A 24508-nucleotide genomic window follows, 5' to 3' on the forward strand; every position below is an offset into this window, starting at 1 on the left:
CCACCCCGGCCTCCGGTCAGCGCAGCCCGTACGCCTGGAGCACCGTCTGGTCGACGGTGTTGCCGGCCCGGTCGGCGGCGTGCACCCGCAACGACACCGTTCCACGCCCCGCCGGCACGGTCGCGGTGTACCGGGTGCCCGACCCCTTCGTCGGCGCGTCACGCCAGGTGACTCCCCCGTCGAAGGACACCTGCACCCGGACGCTGGCGCCGGTCGGCGCGGGCACACCGGTCGGCTGACGCAGGGTCAGCGCCACCTGGTGCGGCCGGTTGCCACGAACCGTGCCGAGCAGATCCGCCGGCACCTGGTAGTCCACCTGCAACAGCGACAACGGCGCGGCGGCCCCACCCGACGGACGGGCCGAGGTGAACTCCCAGGCCGTGTCGGTACGGGTGGCGTAGCGCCACTCCGCCGAGGACCGCTTCGTGGTCAGGTCCAGCCGATAGCGGGCCCGACCCGCGGTGGCGGGCACCGGGGCCCACCCGCCGGACAGGTCGGCGATCTGCTGCCCGTCCCGACTGACCCGGGCCTCCACGGTGTCCGACTCCTCGCTGTTACCGGCCACCGCGTAGTGCCCACCCGCGTCGACGAACTCGGGCACCCGCAGGTCCAGGCTGTCGCCGGTACGGGTGGGCACCGGCGCCCCACGGGCCGGCACGGCCGGGCGGACCACCGGCGCGTGCCAACTCTCGGTCTCCCGGTCGTCGGCGGCGTACCGTCGGGGCTCCTGGGCCAGGCCACCGGTCAACTTCCCCCACTGCATGAACATCGACTTGTGCAGCACCCGGTGCTGCCACCAGGTGTCCCCAGCGCTGACGAACTCCTGCCGGGTGGTGCCGTTGCGGACCAGGCGCTGGTCGTCGTTCCAGGCGTACTCCTGCCACGGACGCCAACCGAACCGCTCCTCGGTGGCCCACCCGGCGCCCGTGTCGCCGTAGCTCGCGGTCACCTGCGCGGTGTTCTTCGCGGTCACCGTGTGCACGATTCGCTCCGGCACCCGCCCCTTCGACACCTGCCACACGTCGTACAGGTAGGGGCTGTCCACCGTCAACGTCAGGTCCAGCGTCGCCCGACCCTTACGCGCCGCCGCAATCAACCGCTGCCCGTCGTCGTACGCCACCACCATCGCCGGGATCGGCAGCCGCTCCTCAGCCGGCCGCCACACCGTCCACGCGGTCTGGTCCTCCGGACGCACGATCAACACCACTGCGGCACCCGCCGCCGCGGCGGCGGCTACCTGCTCCTCCTCCGACCGGTTCGGGTCGGCGGTGAGGAGCGCGGCGGCCCCCCGCACCCGGGCCAGCTCGGCGGGGGCGCCGACACCGGCCCAGACCAGCGGCAGCTTACGCCGACCGGTCGGCGCCGGGGACCTGCCCAGCAGGTTGATGTCCGACGGACCGGACACCCCACTGACCGTCGCGTCCACCATCGGCGCGACGAGCTGCCAGCGCGAGGCGAACTCGAACTCACCCTGCCGCACCTGCCGGGTCGGCGTGACGTTGACCTGCTGGACCGTGCTGTACGCCATCACACCGTGGTCGATCTGCCGACCGTTGCCCAACACCCGGTGCACGTAGTAGCTGAGCGTGGCCCGCTGCTCGCTGGGCTTCGGCGTCTCGATCCGCACCGGCGTGCCCTTGCGGGCGTCGAGCACCACCGTCAGGTCCCGGTCGACGACCAGTTCCGGCTCGACGGTCTGGGTCATCTGCTCGTCCAGGGGTGCGCCGTGCTCCACCAGCGCGGTCAGCAGGTACGTGCCCTCCTCGACCCGCAGGGTGCCCTCACCCGGCCACCAACCCCAGTAGTCCGACTCGGGCTGCTCACCGAACAGGGTCAGCGCCGGAGACAGCCCCGGCTGACCCTTGCGGTCCAACACCTTCACGGTGACCTCGTGCAACGGACCACTCACGGTCAACCCGACCGGCGTCCGTACGGCGACACCGTCCGCACCGGTCGCCACCAACCAGCCACCGTGCGGGCCCCGGGCCAGCTTCGCCGGGTCGGCCCGCAGCGGCACCGCCACACTGCCACCCGCCGCGACGGTCACCGTGCCGGAGCCGACGGAGACCCCGTCGGTATCGGCCGCACCGCTGTCCAGGTTGCGCAGGTCCAGCGCGAGCCGCAGGGTCTGCGCCGCACCAGTCCCGTTGGTGTACGTCACGGTCCGCTCGACCGCGTCGCCGCCGGTGGCGACCCGACCGAAGTCGACGGTCGCCGAAGCGTACACCCGCTGGGTGAGCGCCCGCGCCACGTCGACCCGGCCGCCACCCTGCTCGAACACCGTCAACGCCGGGTTGGCCCTCGTGGTGCTGACCAGCGCGTCCTTGAGCGTCCCGGGAGCCCAGTCGGGGTGCTCCTGCGCGAGGATCGCCGCCGCGCCGGCCACGTGCGGGGTGGCCATCGAGGTCCCGGACGCGGTCGTGTAGGCGTCGCCCACCGGCGTACCCATCGTGGTGCCGGCTGCCCGCGCGGCGACGATGCCGACGCCCGGCGCGGTGATCTCCGGCTTCAGGCCGTTGTCACCGAGCCGCGGACCACGGCTGGAGAAGTCGGCGAGATTGTCGTCGCGGTCCACCGCGCCGACGGTGAGCGCCGCCGCGGCCGCGCCGGGCGCACCGACGGTACGCGCCTCACCCGCGTTGCCGGCGGCGATCACGAACAGCGCGCCGGTCTCGGCGGACAGGTCGTTGACCGCCTGGCTCATCGGGTCCGTGCCGTCGGTCGGACCGCCGCCGAGACTCATGTTGACGACCTTCGCGCCGGAGCGGGCGGCCCACTCCATGCCCGCGATGATGGACGAGTCGTAACCGGAGCCGCCGTCGTCGAGCACCTTGCCGACCAGGAGCTGCGCGCCGGGGGCGACGCCCTTGCGGAGCCCGTCGGACGCCGCCCCACTGCCGGCGATGGTGGCCGCCACGTGGGTGCCGTGGCCGTGGCCGTCGCGGGCGCTGCCGCTGCCGGAGAAGTCCTGCGCCTCGGCGATCCGCCCGGCCAGGTCGGGGTGGGTGGCGTCGACGCCGGTGTCGAGCACCGCCACCTTCACACCGCTGCCGTCCCGGCCAGCTGCCCAGGCCGTCGGCGCGCCGATCTGCGGCACGCTGTGCTCCAGTGTCGGACGGACCTTCCCGTCCAGCCAGATCCGGGCGATGCCGCCGCCCAGCCGGGGCGCGGCGGCCGTGGTCCGGGTGGTCGGCGTGCCGGCGAGCGAGCTCCACAGACCGCCGAGATCCCCCTTGCCCACCCGCAGCGCCGCACCGTTGATGCTCTCCAGGGGGCGGGCGTCGGTGGCACCGGCGAGCGGCCGCACCCGACCGGCGGCCGGCTCCTGGTACCGCACGATCAGCGGCAGGTTGCCCCGCGCCGTGTCGCCGTAGCCGTCGGCCGCCAACTCCTGCACGTCGAACAGGTTGGCGTCGAGGACCCCGCTGCTCACGTAGGGCAGCGCGTCGCTGGGTAGCACCCGCAGCGTGCCGTCGACCTGCGTGGTCTGGAAGAAGATCCGTTCGCGCCCGGGTCCCGGGCGGACGGTGGCGGCGACCCGACCAGGCGCCGCCGGTGCCAGGTCGACCTGGTCACCGGTGATCAGCGTGATGCGGACGGGCGCGGCGCCCGGGGTGGGCGTGCCCGATGTCGGGCCGGTGGGCCGGGCGGGCGGGTCGGCGGACGCCGGTGCGGCGAGGCCGACCACCAACGCGCCGACCGCGCCGACGGCGAGCCAGCGTGGGGACCAGTGCATGCGATGTGCTCCTCTACTCCTCCAGGCCCACCATCCGTAGATGAGGGCCGATCGGAGTCTGCGTCGGAGCCTGTCACCAGGTCACTAGTCACCAGCCGCCGCAGCGGCGACATGTCGCCAGGTGGACAACCACCGTCCACCCACGGTGTGCGTCATCGTCACCGGCTGCCGCCCGGGCGGTGCGCCGGCAGGCTGTCACCGGTGGCTGCCGCGCCGACCGCGCACCGGCGGGCTGTCACCGACGGCTGCCACGCCAACCGTGCACGGGCAGGCCGAACTTGGCGACCAGCCGGTCGGTGAACGGTCGGGGCCGCAGCCGCACGATGCGCACCGGCAGGGCACCCCGACGTACCGTCACCCGGGCCCCCGGCGGCAGGTCGTAGACCCGACGCCCGTCGCAGGAGAGCACGGCCAGGGTGGTGAACGGGTCGACGGTGATCACGAAAGTGGACGTCGGTGCGGTGACCAGCGGGCGGCTGAACAACGCGTGCGCGCTGATCGGCACCAGCAGCAGCGCCTCCACCTCCGGCCAGACCACCGGGCCGCCGCCGGAGAACGCGTACGCGGTGGAGCCCGTCGGGGTGGCGCAGACGACACCGTCGCAGCCGTAGCGGGACAGCGGCCGCCCGTCCACGTCGACGAGCAGTTCGAGCATCTGCGCCCGCTCGCCCTTCTCGATGCTGATCTCGTTGAGCGCCCAGGACTCGATGGTCGGCCCGCCATCGAACTCGGCGGTGACGTCCAGGGTGAGCCGCTCGTCGACGGTGTAGTTGCGACTGACGACGTCCTGCACCGCGACGTCCAGATCGTCGATCTCCGCCTCGGCGAGGAAACCCACCTTGCCGAGGTTGATGCCGAGCAGTGGCGCCTTCGCCGGGCGGGCCAACTCGGCGGCACGCAGGAAGGTGCCGTCCCCGCCGAGCGCGAAGACGATCTCGGCGCCCTCGGCGGCCTTCTGCCCGGCGACCGGCACCACACCGGGCAGGTCGAGGTCCTCGGCCTCGTCGGCGACCACCCGTACCTCGAAACCCGCGTCGATCAGGTCGGCCGCGACCGACCGGGCGTGCTCCGTGCTGCGACGACGGCCGGTGTGGGTCACCAGCAGAGCGGTCCGGCTCACCGGGTCGCCCGCCCGTCCCGCACCGGGCGGCGTCGCACCACCGTCGCCCCACTCCCACCGTGTGTCGTCGCGGCGCCCTCACTGCGCGCGTTCACCCTGCGACCTCCTCCGCCGCCGCCGTCACGTCCGGCACGTCGCCGGCCGCTGTCGGGCCGTCCGGCCCGGCCGCCACCACGGCCCGCACCCGCTGCGGGTCGGCCGGCGGTGCGCCCCGGCGCAACCATACGAAGAACTCCACATTGCCGCTCGGCCCGGGCAGCGGGCTGGCCGCCACGTCGGCCAGGCCGAGGCCGAGCGTGGCCGCTACGGCAGCCACGTCCAGGACCGCCTCGGCACGCAGCTCCGGATCGCGGACCACACCACCGGCGCCGACCCGCTCCTTGCCCACCTCGAACTGCGGCTTCACCATCAACGCCAGGTCACCGTCGTCGCGGGTGCAGCCGGCCAACGCCGGCAGCACCAACCGCAGCGAGATGAACGACAGGTCTGCCACCGTGAGGTCGACCGGCCCACCGATCGCGTCCGGGACGAGGGTACGAACATTCGTGCGTTCCAGGACCCGGACCCGCTCGTCGGTGCGCAGCGACCAGGCGAGCTGCCCGTAGCCGACGTCCACGGCCACCACCTCGGCGGCGTCGGCGCGCAACAACACGTCGGTGAAGCCGCCGGTCGAGGCGCCCGCGTCCAGGCAGCGCCGGCCGGCGACCCGGAGCCCACCGGCAGCGAACGCGGCCAGCGCGCCGGCCAGCTTGTGCCCACCCCGCGAGACGTACTCCTCGGCCGGGTCCTCGCCCGTCACCAGCAGCGGATCGGCGGGGTCGACCATCGCGGCGGCCTTACGCGCGACCACCCCGCGCAGCTGGACCCGGCCGGCCTCCACCAGCCCGGCGGCCTGCTCCCGGGAGCGGGCCAGACCGCGCCGGACGAGTTCGGCGTCCAACCGGTTACGACGTGCCATGGGTGGTTCTCCGGATCTGCTTCAGGCCTGGTCGTGCCGCTCAGGTCTGGTCGATGGTGGCGAGGGTTTCCCGCAGCGTCTCGTAGGCCGCCTCGTACTGGGCGATCTGGTCGGCCGGGGCGAGCGTCGCGGCGTTGGCCATGGCCTGCACGGCGGCGTCCACCGCCGGGTGCCGTGCCGGCTCGTCCCCGAGCTCCGCCGGCGGGCCGGGGCGGGCACCGGCCGGAGGAGGACCCGGGCGGGGCGGGGCCGCGCCGCCAGTGGGTGGCCCGGGTCGGGGCGGGGCGCCACCGGCCGGCGGGCCGGGGCGGGGCGGGAACGTGCCGCCGGTCGGCGGGTGGGGCCGGCTCATCCGGTGACGCCCGGTGGCCGCTTACGGACCGCCTTCTTGGCGGGCATGGCCGCCGGGGTCGGGGTCTCGTCGTCGGTGCGGCTGATCGTCGCTGGCGGCTTCTTCGCGATGGCCTTCTTGGCGACCGCCTTCTTGGCCACGGCCTTCCTCGCCACCGGCTGCACGGCCGCCGACTGCTCGGCCACCGCCTGCCCCGCCGCCGGCTCGTCGGGCGTAGCCTGTCCCGCCGCCGGCCTGTCGGGAGCATGGGCGGAGACCGGGGCACCCGCCGGGCCGTCGGACGGCACCAGACGGTCTCCGGGCCGCGCGGCGCGGGTCGGGTCCGCCTGCTCCGACGGGCTGGCGGTCGGCGTGTCCGCCGGCTCGGAGGCGCGCGCCTCGCGCAGCTGCCGTTCCAGGTCGTGCACCCGCCGGGTCAACTCGGCCACCTCGTCGGCGGTTGCCAGGCCGACCGCCCCGAGAGCACGGTCGACCTCGAAGCGGACCAGCTTGGTCAGCGCCTCCCGGTTGGCGGCGCCGGTGGTGACCAGCTCCTCGCCGAGCGCCTGGAGTTGGGCGGCGGTCGCGCCACCGGAGCCGACGAGGCGTCGTGCCACGTCCTGGGCCTTCTTCCGGGGCGCCTCCGTGAGGCCCATGGCCAGTTCGAGGTAGGCGCGCCACGCGTCCTGCATGCCTGAGTCCTTCCACGGGGCGGGGTGTGCAGGTGTCACGCTACCGGGCACCCCGGACTGTGCCGTGCGGTACGGTGCCGAGGACGGCGTGGCGATCAGCGAGGGGGACATGTGGCCAGCGTGGACGAGTGCCGGCAGGCGTTGCAGGAGCTGGCCGCCCGGCTGGACCGCAACGCGGAGACGGTGCGCGAACGGATCGATCTGGACCGGACGCTGGCCTGCCGCATCACCGACCTGGACACCGCGTTCCACGGCCGCATCACCGGCGGTCGGCTGGTCGAGCTCGCCGACGGCGACGACCCCAAGGCCAAGATCGCATTGAGCACGTCCAGCGACGACCTGCTCGCCCTGGTCCGCGGCGACCTCGACGTCACCAAGGCGGTGACCTCCCGCCGAGTCTCGATCAAGGCGAACCCGTTCGACCTGATGAAGCTGCGCAAACTGCTCTGACGAACGCCGCGCCGACCCGGGCAGGGGTCAGGCGGTGGCGCTCAGACCGAAGCTCTCCACCGCGCGCGCCGCGTCCGGACCGATCGGGCGGATCTTCGGCAGCGCCGGCTCCGACCCCGACCAGGCCACCGCACACAACGCCGCCACCGCGTCCAACGGCCGACCCGACCCCGCCAACTCCAACGCACCGTCGCGGTCGGTCACCGACCAACCGCCGGCGTCCGCCGGGCCCGGCACCCGCACAACGGCCGCCGGGTCGAAGAGCCCCGCCAGGTCCCTCGCGACGTACGTGGGCCGCCGACGCGGCTCCGCGGCCAGCAGATCCGGTACGCCATGGACACCGGTGAGCACCAGCAGACTGTCCAGACCGGCGCGGCGGGCACCCTCGATGTCGGTGTCCAACCGGTCACCCACCACCAGGCTCCGACCGTCGCCCGCACGTCGAGCTGCCGTCTCGAACAGCGCCGACTCCGGCTTGCCGACCACCACGTCGGGGTCGCGTTCCAGCGCGGTGCGCAACACGGCCACCAGCGAACCGTTGCCCGGCAGCGGGCCCCGCCCACTGGGCAGCGTCCGGTCGGTGTTGGTGGCGATCCAGAGAGCACCGCCCCGCACCGCGACCGAGGCCTCGGCCAGCTCCGCCCAACCCACCTGCGGGCCGTACCCCTGCACCACAGCGGCCGGATCCTCGTCGGCCTTGCTGACCGGCGTCAGGCCGACCGCGCGCAACTCCGCGCGCAGGGCCTCCGCGCCGACCACCAGGACCGGCGTACCAGCGGGCAGCCGGTCGCGCAGCACCTCGGCCGACGCCGCCGCGGAGGTGAGCACCTCCTCCGGTCGAGCCGGCACACCCATGCCCGTCAGCAGGGCCGCGACCTCGCTGGACCGACGGGACGCGTTGTTGGTGGCGTACGCCACGGCCACGTTCTCGTCGTGCAGCCGGGCCACCGCCTCGACGGCGCCGGGGATCGGCCGGTCGATCAGGTAGATCACACCGTCCAGGTCGAAGACGACCAGGGTGTACCCGTCGACCAGCCGCTCCCCGACGTCCGCGCTCATCGCTGCGTCGACCCCGACTCGTCGGTGCCGGCCGGCGCGGTCCGCTCGGTGTCGACCGCGTTGCCGGACGTCGCCGTGCCGTCGGAGTCGGCGTCCGCGGCAGCGCTGGGCGCGGCCTCGTCCGGGTGACGATCCTCGTCCTCGTCGTCGAAGCCCTCGTCATCACCGGAGCGACCGACGACATCGTCCTGCTCGTCGTCGTCGAAGTCCTCGTCGTCTTCGTCGTCTTCGTCGTCTTCGCGGTCGTCGTCTTCGCGGTCGTCGTCTTCGTCGTCGTCGCCGGTCAGGTCGGCGTCGGGTCGGGCCGGGACCGCCCCGGGAGTACCCGGGCCTGCGGCGATCTCCTCCGCGGCCTCGTCCTCCTCGTCGCCCTCGATGACGACACCGTCGAGCTCCAGCAGCCGCTCGGCGGCGTCGGTCTCACCCTCGGTGTCGACGTCGGCAGCGCGGGAGAACCACTCGCGGGCCTCCTCACGCCGGCCCACGGCGAGCAACGCGTCGGCGTACGCGTACCGCAGCCGGGCCGTCCACGGCACCGTGGCCTCACTGGTGAGGTCCGGGACCTGGAGCATCGCGACCGCGGCGTCCTTCTGGCCGAGGTCCCCCCGCGCACCGGCGGCGACGATCAACAGCTCGATCGCCACAGCCTGGTCCAGCTTCTCCCGGTCGGCACCACGGAACAGGTCGATGGCCCGCTCCGGCCGGCCCAGAGCCCGCTCACAGTCCGCGAGCACCGCCAGGTGGCTCTGCAGCCCGGTCATCCGGTGGTACGTGCGCAGCTCGGCGATCGCCGTCTGCCACTCCCCCGCGTGGTACGCGGCCAGGCCGACAGCCTCGCGGACGGCGGAGATGCGCGACGCGAGCCGCCGGGCGGCCAACGCGTGCGCCAACGCCTCCGCCGGATCCTCGTCGATCAACTGACCGGTGGCGACCAGGTGGCGAGCCACCGTCTCGGCGACCGGCTTGTTCAGCGAGAGCAGCTCAGCGCGAACGTCCTTGTCGAGGTCGGTCGCGACGATGTCATCCGGCAGAGCCGGGGCAGAGCTACGGCCGCCCTCGAACGACTCGGCGCCACCCGCGCGGTCGTCCCGGCGGAACTCGCCCTCGCGACGCGGTCGCTCGTCAGAGCGGGAAGCACCCGCCCGGTCACCGCCCCGGTAGCCGCCGTCACGGTCACCGCCCCGGTAGCCGCTGTCACGGTCGCCACCACGGAAACCGCCCGCACGGGGCGCGCCACCCTCGCGGCGGTCGCCGCCACGGAAACCGCCCTCGCGCTCACCACCACGGAAACCGCCGTCACGGTCGCCGCCACGGAAACCACCCTCGCGACGATCACCGCCACGGAAGCCGCCGTCACGGTCGCCGCCACGGACACCACCCTCGCGACGATCACCGCCGCGGAAGCCGCCGTCGCGGTCGCCGCCACGGAAACCACCCTCACGACGATCACCGCCGCGGAAACCACCCTCGCGAGGAGCGCCGCCGTCACGCGGTCCGCTCGGCCGCGAGCTGTCCCGGTCGCCGCCACGGAAGCCACCTTCACGACGGTCACCGCCAGGGAAACCGCCTTCGCGGTCACCACCACGGAAGCCACCGCCCTCGCGGGACGCAGCAGGCCGAGAACCCTCGCGGAAACCGCTCTCACGACGGTCACTGCCACGGAAACCACCGTCGCGGTCACCACCACGGAAGCCACCGCCCTCACGACGGTCGCCCCCACGGAAACCACCCTCGCGAGGAGCTCCGGAGCGCGAACCATCACGGTCACCGCCACGGAAACCACCGTCGCGCTCACCACCACGGAAGCCACCGCCCTCACGACGGTCGCCCCCACGGAAACCACCCTCGCGAGGAGCTCCGGAGCGCGAACCATCACGGTCGCCGCCACGGAAACCACCGTCGCGCTCACCACCACGGAAACCGCCGCCCTCACGACGGTCGCCACCGCGGAAACCACCCTCGCGAGGAGCTCCGGAGCGCGAACCATCACGGTCGCCGCTGCGGAAACCACCTTCGCGACGGTCGCTACCGCGGAAACCACCGTCGCGGTCACCACCACGGAAGCCGCCACCTTCGCGGGACGCACCAGGCCGAGAACCCTCGCGGAAACCGCCTTCGCGACGGTCACCGCCACGGAAACCACCCTCGCGGTCACCACTCTCGCGACGATCAGCGCCTCGGAAGCCGCCGCCCTCACGGCGGTCACCGCCGCGGAAACCACCCTCGCGGTCACCACCACGGAAGCCACCGCCCTCACGACGATCGCCCCCGCGGAAACCACCCTCGCGGTCACCACCACGGAAGCCGCCACCCTCGCGGGACGCACCAGGCCGAGAACCCTCGCGGAAACCGCCTTCGCGACGGTCACCGCCACGGAAACCACCGTCACGGTCGCCGCCACGGAAGCCACCGCCCTCACGACGGTCACCGCCACGGAAACCACCGTCACGGTCACCACCACGGAAGCCACCGCCCTCACGACGGTCACCACCACGGAAACCACCCTCACGCGGGGCGCTGGAACGAGAGCCGTCGCGGTCACCGCCCCGGAAACCACCGTCACGCGGGGCACCCGAGCGCGAGTTGTCGCGGTCGCCGCCACGGAAGCCACCGCCCTCGCGGCGGTCACCCCCGCGGAAGCCACCCTCGCGGCGGTCGCCGCCGCGGTAACCACCCTCACGTGGGCCGCTGGAGCGCGAGCTGTCCCGGTCGCCGCCACGGGAACCAGAGTCGCGGCCGCCGGCGTATCCGCCGCGGGTGCCGCCGCCGCTGTCGCGGTCGCCCCGGTACGGGGGCCGGTCTCGGTCGTCGCGGCGTGGGCCGCGGTCGCGTCCGCCCGCACCGTCAGTACGGTCTTCGTATCGACGGGGACGGTCTCCGCCCTGCGGTCCTGAACTCACAGGTACATCCTTCCTGATTGCGCCACCAATGGCGCTACGCAGTCGAGGGCCGACCCTCATGGGGCGGCCCTCGACTGGAAGTTTGTCCGGCGGCGTCCTACTCTCCCACACCCTCACGAGTGCAGTACCATCGGCGCTGGAGGGCTTAGCTTCCGGGTTCGGAATGTAACCGGGCGTTTCCCCTCCGCCATGACCGCCGTAACTCTATGAACATATCAAACAACCCCAGCAACACACATGTCACGGGTGTTCGCTCGTTCAGAGTTGCACAGTGGACGCGTAGCAGCTTAGTAGTCAAGTCCTCGGCCTATTAGTACCGGTCAACTGAACCCGTTACCGGGCTTACATTTCCGGCCTATCAACCCAGTCGTCTAGCTGGGGGCCTTACCCCACCAAAGGTGGGTGGGATACCTCATCTTGAAGCAGGCTTCCCGCTTAGATGCTTTCAGCGGTTATCCCTTCCGAACGTAGCTAACCAGCCGTGCCCTTGGCAGGACAACTGGCACACCAGAGGTTCGTCCGTCCCGGTCCTCTCGTACTAGGGACAGCCCTTCTCAAGTATCCTACGCGCACGGCGGATAGGGACCGAACTGTCTCACGACGTTCTAAACCCAGCTCGCGTACCGCTTTAATGGGCGAACAGCCCAACCCTTGGGACCTGCTACAGCCCCAGGATGCGACGAGCCGACATCGAGGTGCCAAACCATCCCGTCGATATGGACTCTTGGGGAAGATCAGCCTGTTATCCCCGGGGTACCTTTTATCCGTTGAGCGACACCGCTTCCACTCGCAAGTGCCGGATCACTAGTCCCGACTTTCGTCCCTGCTCGACCTGTCAGTCTCACAGTCAAGCTCCCTTGTGTACTTGCACTCAACACCTGATTGCCAACCAGGCTGAGGGAACCTTTGGGCGCCTCCGTTACCTTTTAGGAGGCAACCGCCCCAGTTAAACTACCCACCAGACACTGTCCCTGAACCGGATAACGGTCCGAAGTTAGATACCCAAATCAACCAGAGTGGTATTTCAAGATTGCCTCCACCCATACTGGCGTATGGACTTCACCGGCTCCCACCTATCCTACACAAGCTAATTCGAGTACCAATGTCAAGCTATAGTAAAGGTCCCGGGGTCTTTCCGTCCTGCCGCGCGTAACGAGCATCTTTACTCGTACTGCAATTTCGCCGGGCCTGTGGTTGAGACAGTGGGGAAGTCGTTACGCCATTCGTGCAGGTCGGAACTTACCCGACAAGGAATTTCGCTACCTTAGGATGGTTATAGTTACCACCGCCGTTTACTGGCGCTTAAGTTCTCCGCTTCGCCCCGAAGAGCTAACAGGTCCCCTTAACGTTCCAGCACCGGGCAGGCGTCAGTCCATATACATCGAATTACTTCTTCGCATGGACCTGTGTTTTTAGTAAACAGTCGCTTCCCCCTGCTCTCTGCGGCCATACAACGCTCCACCCGCGCGGGGCTTCACGTCTCCGGCCCCCCTTCTCCCTAAGTTACGGGGGCAATTTGCCGAGTTCCTTAACCACAGTTCGCCCGATCGCCTCGGTATTCTCTACCTGACCACCTGTGTCGGTTTGGGGTACGGGCCGCTAAGAACTCGCTAGAGGCTTTTCTCGGCAGCATAGGATCACTGACTTCACCTGAATCGGCTCGGCATCACGTCTCAGCCCACATGTGGTGCGGATTTGCCTACACCACGGCCTACACGCTTACCCCGGCACAACCACCGGCCGGGCTCAGCTACCTTCCTGCGTCACCCCATCGCTTGACTACTACCCGCCAGGTTCCCACGCTCCCCCAGATCAGTCCGAAGACCTCACCAAGTTCGGGTGGTTAGCACAACGAGGTTCATCAGGGACGCTCTTTCGCGGGTACGGGAATATCAACCCGTTGTCCATCGACTACGCCTCTCGGCCTCGCCTTAGGTCCCGACTCACCCAGGGCGGATTAGCCTGGCCCTGGAACCCTTGGTCATCCGGCGGAAGGGTTTCTCACCCTTCTTTCGCTACTCATGCCTGCATTCTCACTCGTGCCGCGTCCACAACTGGGTCACCCCGCTGCTTCACTCGCGGCACGACGCTCCCCTACCCATCCACACACCTGCACGCACCATCAAGGGCACGCGAGGATAAAATGTGAATGCCACAGCTTCGGCGGTGTGCTTGAGCCCCGCTACATTGTCGGCGCGGAACCACTTGACCAGTGAGCTATTACGCACTCTTTAAAGGGTGGCTGCTTCTAAGCCAACCTCCTGGTTGTCTATGCGACCCCACATCCTTTTCCACTTAGCACACGCTTAGGGGCCTTAGCTGGTGATCTGGGCTGTTTCCCTCTCGACTACGAAGCTTATCCCCCGCAGTCTCACTGCCGCGCTCTCACTTACCGGCATTCGGAGTTTGGCTGATTTCGGTAAGCTTGTGGGCCCCCTAGACCATCCAGTGCTCTACCTCCGGCAAGAAACACGCGACGCTGCACCTAAATGCATTTCGGGGAGAACCAGCTATCACGGAGTTTGATTGGCCTTTCACCCCTAACCACAGGTCATCCCCCAATTTTTCAACATTGGTGGGTTCGGCCCTCCACGCGGTCTTACCCGCGCTTCAGCCTGCCCATGGCTAGATCACTCCGCTTCGGGTCTAGGACACGCGACTGAATCGCCCTATTCAGACTCGCTTTCGCTACGGCTCCCCCACACGGGTTAACCTCGCCACATGCCACTAACTCGCAGGCTCATTCTTCAAAAGGCACGCCGTCACCCCGCAAGGCTCCGACGGATTGTAGGCGAACGGTTTCAGGTACTATTTCACTCCCCTCCCGGGGTACTTTTCACCATTCCCTCACGGTACTCGTCCGCTATCGGTCACCAGGAAGTATTTAGGCTTACCAGGTGGTCCTGGCAGATTCACGGCAGATTTCAGGGGTCCGCCGCTACTCGGGAACACCCACAGAAGGTCAGCAACTTTCACCTACCGGACTCTCACCGTCTACGGTCAGCCATTCCAGACTGTTCGACTAGCCACTGACTTTGTAACTCCTCGAACAAGTGTCAGCTTGTTCAGCAGGGTCCCACAACCCCGACCACGCAACCCCTGACAGGTATCACACGCAGCCGGTTTAGCCTCAATCCGCTTTCGCTCGCCACTACTCACGGAATCACTATTTGTTTTCTCTTCCTACGGGTACTGAGATGTTTCACTTCCCCGCGTTCCCTCCACACACCCTATGTGTTCAGGTGTGGGTGACACCACATGACTGGTGCCAGGTTTCCCCATTCGGACACCCTGGGATCACAGCTCGGTTGACAGCTCCCCCAGGCCTATCGCGGCCTCCCACGTCCTTCATCGGCTCCTGGTGCCAAGGCATCCACCGTTCGCCCTTGACAACTTGACCACAAAGATGCTCGCGTCCACTGTGCAATTCTCAACAAACGACCAACCCACAACCCGATCCGCCCCACACCAAACCCAGTCCTCCAGGACCAGCGGTATGTGGGGCCAGGCCATGCCTGGCAACCCCGCGTGATCCCAGACCACGCACAAGGCTCTGAAACAACAACACCATGGTTGTTCTTTCAGGACCCAACAGGGTGCTCACATCCCCCCCAGCCGCACCAGAAGCCACCGTTCCCACCACCCCAAAGAGTGGCTGTACTAGGCGCCGCCGGCCGTTGCCAGGGCAGAACTTGCCAGTGTCTCCGCCATTCGAGCACCCCGGCCCAACACTCGTGGACCGCGGGCTCCTTACCACCTTTCGGTGGAAGGTGCTCCTTAGAAAGGAGGTGATCCAGCCGCACCTTCCGGTACGGCTACCTTGTTACGACTTCGTCCCAATCGCCAGCCCCACCTTCGACGGCTCCCTCCACAAGGGTTGGGCCACCGGCTTCGGGTGTTGCCGACTTTCGTGACGTGACGGGCGGTGTGTACAAGGCCCGGGAACGTATTCACCGCAGCGTTGCTGATCTGCGATTACTAGCGACTCCGACTTCACGGGGTCGAGTTGCAGACCCCGATCCGAACTGAGACCGGCTTTTTGGGATTCGCTCCACCTCACGGTATCGCAGCCCATTGTACCGGCCATTGTAGCATGCGTGAAGCCCTGGACATAAGGGGCATGATGACTTGACGTCATCCCCACCTTCCTCCGAGTTGACCCCGGCAGTCTTCGATGAGTCCCCGCCATAACGCGCTGGCAACATCGAACGAGGGTTGCGCTCGTTGCGGGACTTAACCCAACATCTCACGACACGAGCTGACGACAGCCATGCACCACCTGTGACCGCCCCCGAAGGACCCCCCATCTCTGGAGGTTTTGCGGCCATGTCAAACCCAGGTAAGGTTCTTCGCGTTGCATCGAATTAATCCGCATGCTCCGCCGCTTGTGCGGGCCCCCGTCAATTCCTTTGAGTTTTAGCCTTGCGGCCGTACTCCCCAGGCGGGGCGCTTAATGCGTTAGCTGCGGCACAGGGAACCGGAGAGGCCCCCCACACCTAGCGCCCAACGTTTACAGCGTGGACTACCAGGGTATCTAATCCTGTTCGCTCCCCACGCTTTCGCTCCTCAGCGTCAGTATCGGCCCAGAGACCCGCCTTCGCCACCGGTGTTCCTCCTGATATCTGCGCATTTCACCGCTACACCAGGAATTCCAGTCTCCCCTACCGAACTCTAGCCTGCCCGTATCGACCGCAGGCTTGGGGTTGAGCCCCAAGTTTTCACGGTCGACGCGACAAGCCGCCTACGAGCTCTTTACGCCCAATAAATCCGGACAACGCTCGCACCCTACGTCTTACCGCGGCTGCTGGCACGTAGTTGGCCGGTGCTTCTTCTGCAGGTACCGTCACTCTCGCTTCGTCCCTGCTGAAAGAGGTTTACAACCCGAAGGCCGTCATCCCTCACGCGGCGTCGCTGCATCAGGCTTCCGCCCATTGTGCAATATTCCCCACTGCTGCCTCCCGTAGGAGTCTGGGCCGTGTCTCAGTCCCAGTGTGGCCGGTCGCCCTCTCAGGCCGGCTACCCGTCGTCGCCTTGGTAGGCCATCACCCCACCAACAAGCTGATAGGCCGCGAGCCCATCCCAAGCCGAAAAACTTTCCACCACCAGCCATGCGACCAGCAGTAATATTCGGTATTAGCCCCCGTTTCCGAGGGTTATCCCAAAGCTTGGGGCAGGTTGCTCACGTGTTACTCACCCGTTCGCCGCTCGAGTACCCCGAAGGGCCTTTCCGCTCGACTTGCATGTGTTAAGCACGCCGCCAGCGTTCGTCCTGAGCCAGGATCAAACTCTCCAACAAAAAATTAGTTGAACAGCTATCCCGGCAACAAACAAATTGTTGCCAAAGGAATCCCAACCAGCCAAACCAAACAGTCTGACCAGTCCGGGGTATAAATCATAATTGGCACTGGCTTTACAAGCACCCTGTTGAGTTCTCAAAGAACAACCACACACCGACCAGAAGCCCCACACTCGGTGGAACCCCAACCGGGGCTTTACCGCTCTGCGTGCCTCACGCTTTCAGCGCCAGGCACTTTTACTACGTTACCCGCCGGTTTCCGCTGTGTCAAACCGGTGTTTCCCAGTTCGTCATGCTTCGTCCGGTCGTGCGGGCACCATGTCTCGACCGGCTCGCGCCGCTCTCGTCACGGATTTGGCAGGCCGGCCGCTGCGGTTTCCCGCAGGCTCGCCCGGTGCCCTGCCGGTCGTAAACCTTACCCGGTCGGTCTCGCCGCACCAAATCCGCCTCGCGGCCAATCCGGTGGGCCCCGCCCGGCCGTGCCTCACAGAAGCGAACCCCTGCCTGACCCGGTCACCAGCTCGTTCTTGGGGCTTAGGACTTTCGTCCCGTTTGCCCCGTTCCGCGCTGGCAGAGAGAAAGTTACGCGTCCGGCGGGATGATCGTCAAATCCGCCGGACGCGTCCCCCGTCACATCGTCGACACTCGGCTATTCGCCCAGCTCAACGCCCGCGAACGAACGCTTGCCGCGGCGCAGCACCAGGTACCGCCCGTGCAGCAGGTCAGCCGGCGAAACCTCGGCGTCCACCTCGGTCACCCGGTTGTTGTTCACGTAGGCGCCACCCTCGGCGATCACGCGGCGGGCCTCCTTGAGGCCGTTCACGAGCCCGGAGTCGCGCAGCAGGCCCGCCACATCCGGCAGCTCACCGGAGAGCCGCACCAGGCCGGCCTCGGTCAGCGCCGCGCGGAGCGTCTCCGGTGCCAACTCGTCCAGTGACCCGCGCCCGAAGAGCGCCTGACTGGCCGCGATGGCCTGCCGCGTCTCCTCGGGCCCGTGCACGAGGGTGGTCAGCTCCTCGGCGAGCGCCCGCTGCGCCAGGCGGGCCGCCGGCCGTTCGGCGGTGGCCTTCGCCAACTCCTCCAGCTCATCGCGGGTACGGAAGCTGAAGTACCGCAGGTAACGGTCGACCTCCTGGTCCTCCACGTTGAGCCAGAACTGGTAGAACGCGTACGGCGTGGTCATCGTCGGGTCGAGCCAGACCGCGCCGCCCTCGGTCTTGCCGAACTTCGTGCCGTCGGACTTGGTGACCAGCGGCGTCGTGAACGCCTGCACCGGCCCCGCGCCCCGTCGGCGTACGTAGTCGACGCCCGCGGTGATGTTGCCCCACTGGTCGGACCCGCCGAACTGCAACTGGCAGCCGTGTCGGCGGTGCAGCTCGAAGAAGTCGTTGGCCTGGAGCAGCTGGTAGCTGAACTCGGTGAAGCTGATGCCGGTCTCCAACCGGGCCCGCACCACCTCCCGCGCAAGCATCTTGTTCACCGGGAAGTGCTTGCCCACGTCGCGCAGGAACTCGACGACCGACATCTCGCCGGTCCAGTCCAGGTTGTTGACGACCTGGGCCGCGTTCTCGCCGGTGTACGACACGAAGGGCGCCAGCTGGTCGCGGATGCGCTCCACCCACCCGGCGATCACGTCGGGCGGGTTGAGGGTCCGCTCGGCGCTCTCCTTCGGGTCACCGATCTGCCCGGTCGCCCCGCCGACCAGCAGCAACGGGCGGTGGCCGGCGAGTTGCAGCCGGCGGGCCACGGTGACCTGCATGAGGGAGCCGACGTGCAGGCTCGCCGCGGTGGGGTCGAAGCCCACGTAGTACGTGGCGGACTTCCCACCGTCGAGCAGCTCGCGCAGCTCGTCGAGGCCGGTCGAGTCCTGTATCAGGCCACGCCAGAGCAGGTCGTCGGTCAGGGAGTCCCGCCCGGGCGGCGGGAGGCTACTGTCGGTCACGGTCACCGATTCTCCCCCATCGCCGGCGCCAACCCGTACCGGGTTTGCCGCAACCCGCCACGGTTAGGCTTGCGCCAAGTTGATCGAGGAGGGATTCGCCGTGGAGATTCCGGACGTGACGGGTGGTCTCGTCGCCCTGCTCGGCCTGACGTTCAAGGAGGCGTCCCCCGACCGGGTCGTCATCACCTGGCAGGTGCGACCGGAGCTGCACCAGCCGTACGGCATCCTGCACGGCGGCGTGTACTGCTCGGTCGTGGAGACCGCGGCGAGCGTGGGTGGCGGCCTCTGGCTGGCCGACCGGGGCACCGTGGTCGGCGTGTCGAACCAGACCGACTTCCTGCGGGCCGTCCGCGACGGGGAGCTGACCGCCGTCGGCACTCCGGTGCACCGGGGTCGCAGCCAGCAGCTGTGGCAGGTGGAGATCACCGACGCCGACGATCGGCTGGTCGCCCGTGGTCAGGTGCGGCTGCAGAACCTCTCCCGCGACTGAGCCACGACCTCCGGTCGGCTCAGCTGCGGGCCTCGTCCAACACCGGCTCCGGGGTCTGCTCGGCATCGCTGTCGCTGTCGTCGGGTACGCGGCTGAGCCGTACCTCGGTGATCGCCCGGTGGTCGATGTCCGCCACCATCAGGACCCAGCCGTCCAGGGTGACGTCCTCCCCGGCCACGGTGGGGATGTGCCCGAGCCGGGCCAGCACCAGGCCGGCGACGGTGGTGTAGTCCCCGGCGGGCCGCGAGGGCAGCTCCACGCCGATGTCCGGAAGGTCGTGCACCGGGAAGGTGCCGGGCAGCAGCAACGCGCCGTCCGGGTCGCGGCGAACCGAGCTCACGTCCCGGTCGGTCTCGTCGTAGATCTCCCCGACGATCTCCTCCAGGATGTCCTCCAGCGTCACGATGCCGTCGACGGCGCCGCGCTCGTCCACGACCAGCGCGATGTGCTGGCGCTCGGCCTTGAACTGACGCAGCGCGTCCACGACGGGCAGCGAGTCGGGCAGCAGCATGGGCGGCCGGGCGATCTCGTCGACCGGGCGGTCGTCGGGCACTCCCACCAGGTCACGCAGGTGGATCACGCCGGCCGTGTCGTCCAGGCCGCCGTGGCGCACCACCGGCGCCCGGGAGTGCCCGGTCGCGGCCAGCACGAGCCGCGCGGCCTCCGCCGTGGTCCCGCTGTCGAGCGTGAAGACCTGCAACCGGGGTACGAGGACAGCCCGCAACCGCCGGTCCGCGATCTCCACCGCGCCCGCGATGATGGTGCGTTGCTCCTTGGTGAATCCGTGGTTGCCGGCGACGATGTCGCGCAGTTCGTCCGGGCCGATCTCCTCCGGCTCGTGCTTGGGGTTGAGCCCGACCAGGCGGACCACCAGGTCACTGGTCGCGCCGAGGGCCCAGACGGCGGGGCGGGTGAAGGAGGCCAGCAGGTCGAGGGGGCGGGCCACCAGCAGCGCCCACCGCTCGGCGGACTGCATGGCGATCCGCTTGGGCGCCAGCTCGCCGAAGACCAGGGTGACGAAGGTCAGCACGAGGGTGACCGCCACGATCGCCACCGTCTCGGCGGCGCCCCCGAACACCCCGAGCAGCGGCACCAGGGGCTTGGCCAGCGAGACCGCCGCGGCTGCGGACGCCAGGAAGCCGGCGAGGGTGATGCCGATCTGGATGGTGGCGAGGAAGCGGTTCGGGTCCTTGGCGAGCCGGGCCAGCACCCGCCCCGCACGGCTGGCGCGCTCCAACCGCTGGATCTGGCTGTCCCGCAGTGACACCAACGCCATCTCGCTGCCGGCGAAGAGCGCGTTGATCACGATCAGGATTCCGACCAGGGCCAGTTGGCTCCCGTAGCTCTGCACGCCCGGTTCGCTCCCTCTCCGGTGATGGCACCGGCCGGTACGCGCGGCGCCCCGCCGGTCGGCGAACCCGCCCGGCGTAGGCGTGTCTTTGCCCCGTCGCGCGCCGGCCGAATCCTGCCGCAGCGAGGGTAGCCGAATCGGCGACGCCCGTGCCGCCGGTGCCGCTGCTGGCGATCGGGCGTCGGTGCCGCTAGGCCGGGCCGGGGGTCGGTGCGGTCGGCAGGTCGAGGACGTACGAGTCGCCCTCCGGGCGGAAGCCGAGCCGGTGATAGTAGGGGGCGACCATCCGGGGCGGGCTGACCACCCGGTGGAAGCCCCGTTCGGTGAACAGGTGGCTGCGCCGGTAGACGAACTCACCCGGGGTGAAGTCGCGGAACTTCGGGGTCACGTAGTCCAGGTCGATCTGGGCGACGCCGCGCGCCTCGGCGTGCGACAGCACCACCCCGACCACCTCGTCGGCCGTGACCACCAGGAACGCGGAGCGCCCCGACGCGTCCGGGTCCCACCGGAAGCCGGGGTTGAAGCGGGCGATGTCGGCGGCGTGCACCCGCAACGTGTGGGCGAGGAACTGGTCGTCGACGCCGACCTCCACCACCTGGTAGGTCTTCTCGTCGTGACGGGTGGCGAGCATCCCGCGCAGGTACCAGATGTTGATCACCGCGAGCACGATGTTGAGCCCGACCATGGGCCACACCCCGATCGCGGCGTTGTAGCCGATCAACACGACACAACCGACGAGGTTGAGCGCGCGCAGCCGCAGGACGCGCGACTGCAACAGGGACCAGACCAGCACCGCGGAGCCGGCCCAGCCGACCAGATCCAACCAGTTCACCCCGCGAGACTAGTGCCCGCCCAGGTCAGCGCCATCGGCGGGCAGCTCCAGCAGCCATTCCTCGACATCTTCGCCGCGACCGTTCGCGTACCCCGAATCCTCACCAACCACCGCGAACCCGCACTTGCGGAGCACCGCGAGGGACGCGGCGTTGTCCTTGGCGGCGCGGGCGTGCACCGGTCGGGGCAGCTCGCGCAGCAGGGCGGTCAGGGCCGCCGTGGCGTGACCCCGGCCCCAGCGCGCCGGGTCGATCCAGTAGCTGACCTCGGTCTGCTCGCCGGCCGGCCAGGCGCTCACGTAACCGACCACCTCGCCGTCGACCTCGACGGTGCGGACCAGGTTCGCCGGGTTGGTCAGCACCCGTGCCCAGTGCTGGGCGAACTCCCGACGGTCGGACGGATCCTTGGGGCCGAACGCGGCCATCCGGTTGGCCTCCGGGTCCTGCTGGTGCAGGAAGAACTCGACGAGGTCGTCCTCACGGACCGGACGCAGCAGCACTTCGGAGGTCACCCGGCGAGGGTACGCAGTCGCTGTGACAGTCGGTTGGTGTCGACCCAGCGCGACACACACCATCGGGACCGGCGCGTCCGATCCCGCCGCTGCTGCCGAACGGTCGACAATGAGCTGACCGACCCAGGGAGCGCCGATGAACCGACCCGTCGTGGTGGGCGTGGACGGATCGCCGTCCAGCCTCGTCGCCGCCGAGCACGCGGCCCACGCCGCGCAGCTCCGGTCCCGACCGCTGCACCTGGTGCACGGCTTCCTGCACCCGCTCGGCTACGGCGTGGCGCTCAACCCGTACGACCTCGGGGTGCCGGCCCCTTCCGAGGACGCGCAGAAGATGTTGGAGCGTACGGCGGCCGAGCTGGCCGACAGGTGGCGCGGCCTGGTCGTCGAGGTGCGTCAGGTCGCCGGCGGCCCCGGCATCACCATGATCGAGGAGTCCCGCCGGGCCGACCTCGTCGTGGTGGGCAGTCGAGGGCTGGGCGGGTTCGCCGGGCTACTGCTCGGCTCGGTCGGCGCACAGGTCGCCGCGCACGCGCACTGCCCGGTGCTGGTGGTCCGCCCGGACGAACAGCCGATCCCGGTGGACGGCCCGGTGCTCGTCGGTGTCGACGGTTCCGCGTCGTCAGGCCTCGCCGCGGGCTACGCGGCCGACGAGGCGGCACGACGCGACGTGCCTCTGGTGCTGGTGCACGTCGGCCCGCCCGACGAGGGCCGGACGGTGCCGGAGGAGATCGAGGAGTCGCAGGCCGCACACCAGGCCGACGCGGTGCGGCTGCTCGCCGACGCCTCCGCCACGGTCCGCGCCGAGCATCCCGACCTGGTGGTGCGGGAGCATCCCGTCCGGGCCGCCGGGGCGGCCCAGGGGCTCATCGAGGCCAGCGGCAACGCCTCGCTGCTGGTCGTGGGCACCCGGGGCCGGGCCGGGTTCACCGGCATGTTGCTCGGCTCGGTCAGCCAGGCGGCGATCCAGCACGCGCACTGCCCGGTGCTGGTCGCCCACCCGTACCCGGTCAGCTGACCGGCGCGCCGTCCCCCCGGCCGAGCATCTGGAGGAAGTCGGTGGTGAGGGCGAACGGGTCGGCGGGCCCGCCGGCCGGCGGTCGACGATCGATCTGGTCGGCCAGCTCCCCGGCGGCGCGCCGGATCCGACCGCGCAACGCGCCGTCGGCGGTGCCGTCCGCCCAGTCCTCCGGGGCGGCGAAGACCGCCGTCGGGACCACCACCGACCGCAGGTACGCGAACATCGGGCGGACGGCGTGCTCCAGGGCCAGCGAGTGCCGGGCGGTGCCGCCGGTGGCCCCGATCAGCACCGGCCGGTCGACGAGCGACTCGGAGTCCAACACGTCGAAGAAGGACTTGAAGAGCCCGTTGTAGGAGGCGCTGAAGATCGGCGTGACGGCGATCAGACCGTCCGCTGCGGTCACCCTGTCGACGACCTCGCGCAACGCCGCCGGCGCGAACCCGGTGAGCATGTTGTTGACCACGTCGTGGGCGTACTCCCGCAGGTCGACGACGTGCAGCTGGACCTCGGCGCCGCGCCGGACCAACTCGTCGCGGGTGGCCGCGGCGAGCTGGTCGGCGAGCAGCCGGGTCGACGAGGGCTGACTCAGCCCCGCCGAGACCACGGCCAGGGTGCGCTTCATCGCGCCGCCCCCTCCGGTGCCTTGCCGGTCACGTCGTCGACGGCGTGCACGGTGCTGTCCTTCGCGCCACCGGCGGCGGCGACCAGCGAGGCGTGGGTGGGCGCCTCCGGCACGTGCGCCGGGCGCAGCGCGGCGAACTCCTTGCGCAGCACCGGCACGACCTCCTCGCCGAGCAGGTCGAGCTGCTCCAGCACCGTCTTCAGGGGCAGACCCGCGTGGTCCATCAGGAACAGCTGCCGCTGGTAGTCGCCGACGTACTCCCGGAAGCCCAGGGTGCGGTCGATGACCTGCTGCGGGCTGCCCACGGTCAGCGGGGTCTCCCGGGTGAACTCCTCCAGCGACGGCCCGTGCCCGTAGACCGGGGCGTTGTCGAAGTACGGGCGGAACTCCCGGACGGCGTCCTGCGAGTTGCGGCGCATGAACACCTGCCCGCCCAGGCCGACGATGGCCTGGTCGGCGGTGCCGTGGCCGTAGTGGGCGTAGCGCTGGCGGTAGAGGCTGACCATCCGCTGGGTGTGCTCCTTGGGCCAGAAGATGTGGTTGGCGAAGAAGCCGTCGCCGTAGTAGGCGGCCTGCTCGGCGATCTCCGGGCTGCGGATCGAGCCGTGCCAGACGAACGGGGGCACCCCGTCGAGCGGGCGCGGCGTCGCGGTGAACGACTGCAACGGCGTGCGGTACTTGCCCTTCCAGTCGACCACGTCCTCGCGCCACAGCCGGTGCAGCAGGTCGTAGTTCTCGATGGCGAGGGGGATGCCGGCGCGGATGTCCTTGCCGAACCACGGGTAGACCGGGCCGGTGTTGCCGCGGCCCATCATGAGGTCCACCCGACCGTTGGACAGGTGCTGGAGCATCGCGTAGTCCTCGGCGATCTTCACCGGGTCGTTCGTGGTGATCAGCGTGGTCGCGGTGGACAGCAGCAGACGCTCGGTCCGCGCGGCGATGTAACCCATCATGGTGGTCGGGGACGACGGCACGAACGGCGGGTTGTGGTGCTCGCCGGTGGCGAAGACGTCCAGGCCGACCTCCTCGGCCTTGAGCGCGATGGCGACCATCGCCTTGATCCGCTCATGCTCGGTCGGCTCCCGGCCGGTGGTCGGGTCGACCGTGACGTCGCCGACGGTGAAGACTCCGAACTGCATGACCAGCTCCCTGCGTGTTGAACCGGGTCATTCGTCGTGCCCGGACGCAGCTGTCAACTTAT

Annotated in this window: 17 protein-coding genes and 3 rRNA genes; 3 read left to right on the forward strand and 17 right to left on the reverse strand. The window is 69.4% G+C overall.

Features of this window, described 5'->3' with window-relative positions:
• Positions 1–16: 16 nt before the first annotated feature.
• The 5 genes from GA0070612_RS25720 to GA0070612_RS25735 form a co-directional block, all read right to left on the reverse strand.
• Positions 17–3736 (reverse strand): S8 family serine peptidase, encoded by a 3720-nt coding sequence (locus tag GA0070612_RS25720; RefSeq protein WP_088990255.1) that lies wholly within the window; start codon positions 3734–3736, stop codon positions 17–19.
• 235 nt (positions 3737–3971) lie between these two features.
• Positions 3972–4856 carry an NAD kinase gene (locus GA0070612_RS25725; RefSeq protein ID WP_088990256.1) on the reverse strand — a complete coding sequence of 295 codons (885 nt, stop codon included), beginning with the start codon at positions 4854–4856 and terminating at the stop codon, positions 3972–3974.
• A gap of 91 nt (positions 4857–4947) precedes the next feature.
• A complete protein-coding gene (locus GA0070612_RS25730; RefSeq protein WP_088990257.1) occupies positions 4948–5814 on the reverse strand; it encodes a TlyA family RNA methyltransferase in 867 nt (288 codons plus the stop codon).
• A 40-nt stretch (positions 5815–5854) separates the two neighbouring features.
• Positions 5855–6166, reverse strand: a complete 312-nt coding sequence (locus GA0070612_RS31665) for a hypothetical protein (protein ID WP_157742612.1) — start codon at positions 6164–6166, stop codon at positions 5855–5857.
• Entirely contained in the window at positions 6163–6837 is a 675-nt protein-coding gene (locus tag GA0070612_RS25735; protein ID WP_088990258.1) for a phasin family protein, read from the reverse strand. The genes GA0070612_RS31665 and GA0070612_RS25735 overlap by 4 nt, the downstream gene beginning before the upstream one ends.
• Positions 6838–6948: 111 nt before the next feature.
• On the opposite strand from GA0070612_RS25735, the gene GA0070612_RS25740 reads away from it, so the two are divergent.
• Positions 6949–7287, forward strand: coding sequence for an SCP2 sterol-binding domain-containing protein (locus GA0070612_RS25740; protein ID WP_088990259.1), 339 nt, complete (start codon positions 6949–6951; stop codon positions 7285–7287).
• 27 nt (positions 7288–7314) lie between these two features.
• Here the strand turns inward: GA0070612_RS25740 and GA0070612_RS25745 are convergent, their stop codons facing one another.
• From GA0070612_RS25745 to tyrS, 7 genes are all read right to left on the reverse strand, one after another.
• A complete protein-coding gene (locus GA0070612_RS25745) occupies positions 7315–8346 on the reverse strand; it encodes an HAD-IIA family hydrolase (RefSeq protein WP_088990260.1) in 1032 nt (343 codons plus the stop codon).
• A complete protein-coding gene (locus tag GA0070612_RS25750) occupies positions 8343–9293 on the reverse strand; it encodes a tetratricopeptide repeat protein (RefSeq protein WP_231924345.1) in 951 nt (316 codons plus the stop codon). Before GA0070612_RS25750 ends, GA0070612_RS25745 begins: the two co-directional genes overlap by 4 nt.
• Before the next feature lie 20 nt (positions 9294–9313).
• Complete coding sequence (locus GA0070612_RS32015; RefSeq protein WP_167393678.1) at positions 9314–10909, reverse strand: hypothetical protein; 1596 nt, start codon at positions 10907–10909, stop codon at positions 9314–9316.
• Positions 10910–11330: 421 nt separating this feature from the next.
• Positions 11331–11447 (reverse strand): 5S ribosomal RNA (rrf, locus tag GA0070612_RS25755).
• An 89-nt stretch (positions 11448–11536) separates the two neighbouring features.
• Positions 11537–14646 (reverse strand): 23S ribosomal RNA (locus tag GA0070612_RS25760).
• 381 nt (positions 14647–15027) lie between these two features.
• A 16S ribosomal RNA gene (locus GA0070612_RS25765) occupies positions 15028–16542 on the reverse strand.
• Together the 16S, 23S and 5S rRNA genes form the textbook arrangement of a ribosomal RNA operon.
• 649 nt (positions 16543–17191) lie before the next feature.
• Positions 17192–18484 carry a tyrosine--tRNA ligase gene (gene tyrS, locus GA0070612_RS25775; RefSeq protein ID WP_088991768.1) on the reverse strand — a complete coding sequence of 431 codons (1293 nt, stop codon included), beginning with the start codon at positions 18482–18484 and terminating at the stop codon, positions 17192–17194.
• A gap of 82 nt (positions 18485–18566) precedes the next feature.
• Between tyrS and GA0070612_RS25780 the strand changes: the two genes are divergently transcribed.
• Complete coding sequence (locus GA0070612_RS25780) at positions 18567–18974, forward strand: PaaI family thioesterase (protein WP_197699487.1); 408 nt, start codon at positions 18567–18569, stop codon at positions 18972–18974.
• Positions 18975–18993: 19 nt separating this feature from the next.
• Here GA0070612_RS25780 and GA0070612_RS25785 read toward each other — a convergent pair whose 3' ends face one another.
• From GA0070612_RS25785 to GA0070612_RS25795, 3 genes are all read right to left on the reverse strand, one after another.
• Complete coding sequence (locus tag GA0070612_RS25785; protein WP_088990262.1) at positions 18994–20325, reverse strand: hemolysin family protein; 1332 nt, start codon at positions 20323–20325, stop codon at positions 18994–18996.
• Positions 20326–20515: 190 nt separating this feature from the next.
• Positions 20516–21157: a hypothetical protein gene (locus GA0070612_RS25790; RefSeq protein WP_088990263.1), complete on the reverse strand. Its 642-nt coding sequence runs from the start codon at positions 21155–21157 to the stop codon at positions 20516–20518.
• Between the two features lie 9 nt (positions 21158–21166).
• Positions 21167–21667, reverse strand: a complete 501-nt coding sequence (locus tag GA0070612_RS25795; protein WP_088990264.1) for a GNAT family N-acetyltransferase — start codon at positions 21665–21667, stop codon at positions 21167–21169.
• 136 nt (positions 21668–21803) lie between these two features.
• Here GA0070612_RS25795 and GA0070612_RS25800 point away from each other — a divergent pair, with 136 nt between their 5' ends.
• Positions 21804–22682, forward strand: a complete 879-nt coding sequence (locus GA0070612_RS25800) for a universal stress protein (protein WP_088990265.1) — start codon at positions 21804–21806, stop codon at positions 22680–22682.
• On the opposite strand, the gene GA0070612_RS25805 is transcribed toward GA0070612_RS25800, so the two are convergent.
• Together GA0070612_RS25805 and GA0070612_RS25810 are read right to left on the reverse strand one after the other, a co-directional pair.
• Entirely contained in the window at positions 22675–23307 is a 633-nt protein-coding gene (locus tag GA0070612_RS25805) for an FMN reductase (protein ID WP_088990266.1), read from the reverse strand. The two genes, GA0070612_RS25800 and GA0070612_RS25805, sit on opposite strands and share 8 nt — an antisense overlap.
• The gene (locus GA0070612_RS25810) at positions 23304–24446 is read right to left on the reverse strand and encodes an LLM class flavin-dependent oxidoreductase (RefSeq protein ID WP_088990267.1); all 1143 of its coding nucleotides are present in this window, start codon (positions 24444–24446) and stop codon (positions 23304–23306) included. Before GA0070612_RS25810 ends, GA0070612_RS25805 begins: the two co-directional genes overlap by 4 nt.
• Positions 24447–24508 lie beyond the last annotated feature (62 nt).

It is taken from the genome of Micromonospora chokoriensis (assembly GCF_900091505.1).
Classification (GTDB): Bacteria; Actinomycetota; Actinomycetes; order Mycobacteriales; family Micromonosporaceae; genus Micromonospora; species Micromonospora chokoriensis.

What these genes read in the sequence shown, in the direction of transcription:
- GA0070612_RS25810 (WP_088990267.1), bottom strand. Translation starts at nt 24,446, where the DNA reads ATGCAGTTCGGAGTCTTCACCGTCGGCGACGTCACGGTCGACCCGACC.
- GA0070612_RS25735 (WP_088990258.1), bottom strand. Translation starts at nt 6,837, where the DNA reads ATGCAGGACGCGTGGCGCGCCTACCTCGAACTGGCCATGGGCCTCACG.
- GA0070612_RS25720 (WP_088990255.1), bottom strand. Translation starts at nt 3,736, where the DNA reads ATGCACTGGTCCCCACGCTGGCTCGCCGTCGGCGCGGTCGGCGCGTTG.
- GA0070612_RS31665 (WP_157742612.1), bottom strand. Translation starts at nt 6,166, where the DNA reads ATGAGCCGGCCCCACCCGCCGACCGGCGGCACGTTCCCGCCCCGCCCC.
- GA0070612_RS25800 (WP_088990265.1), top strand. Translation starts at nt 21,804, where the DNA reads ATGAACCGACCCGTCGTGGTGGGCGTGGACGGATCGCCGTCCAGCCTC.
- GA0070612_RS25805 (WP_088990266.1), bottom strand. Translation starts at nt 23,307, where the DNA reads ATGAAGCGCACCCTGGCCGTGGTCTCGGCGGGGCTGAGTCAGCCCTCG.
- GA0070612_RS25730 (WP_088990257.1), bottom strand. Translation starts at nt 5,814, where the DNA reads ATGGCACGTCGTAACCGGTTGGACGCCGAACTCGTCCGGCGCGGTCTG.
- GA0070612_RS25745 (WP_088990260.1), bottom strand. Translation starts at nt 8,346, where the DNA reads ATGAGCGCGGACGTCGGGGAGCGGCTGGTCGACGGGTACACCCTGGTC.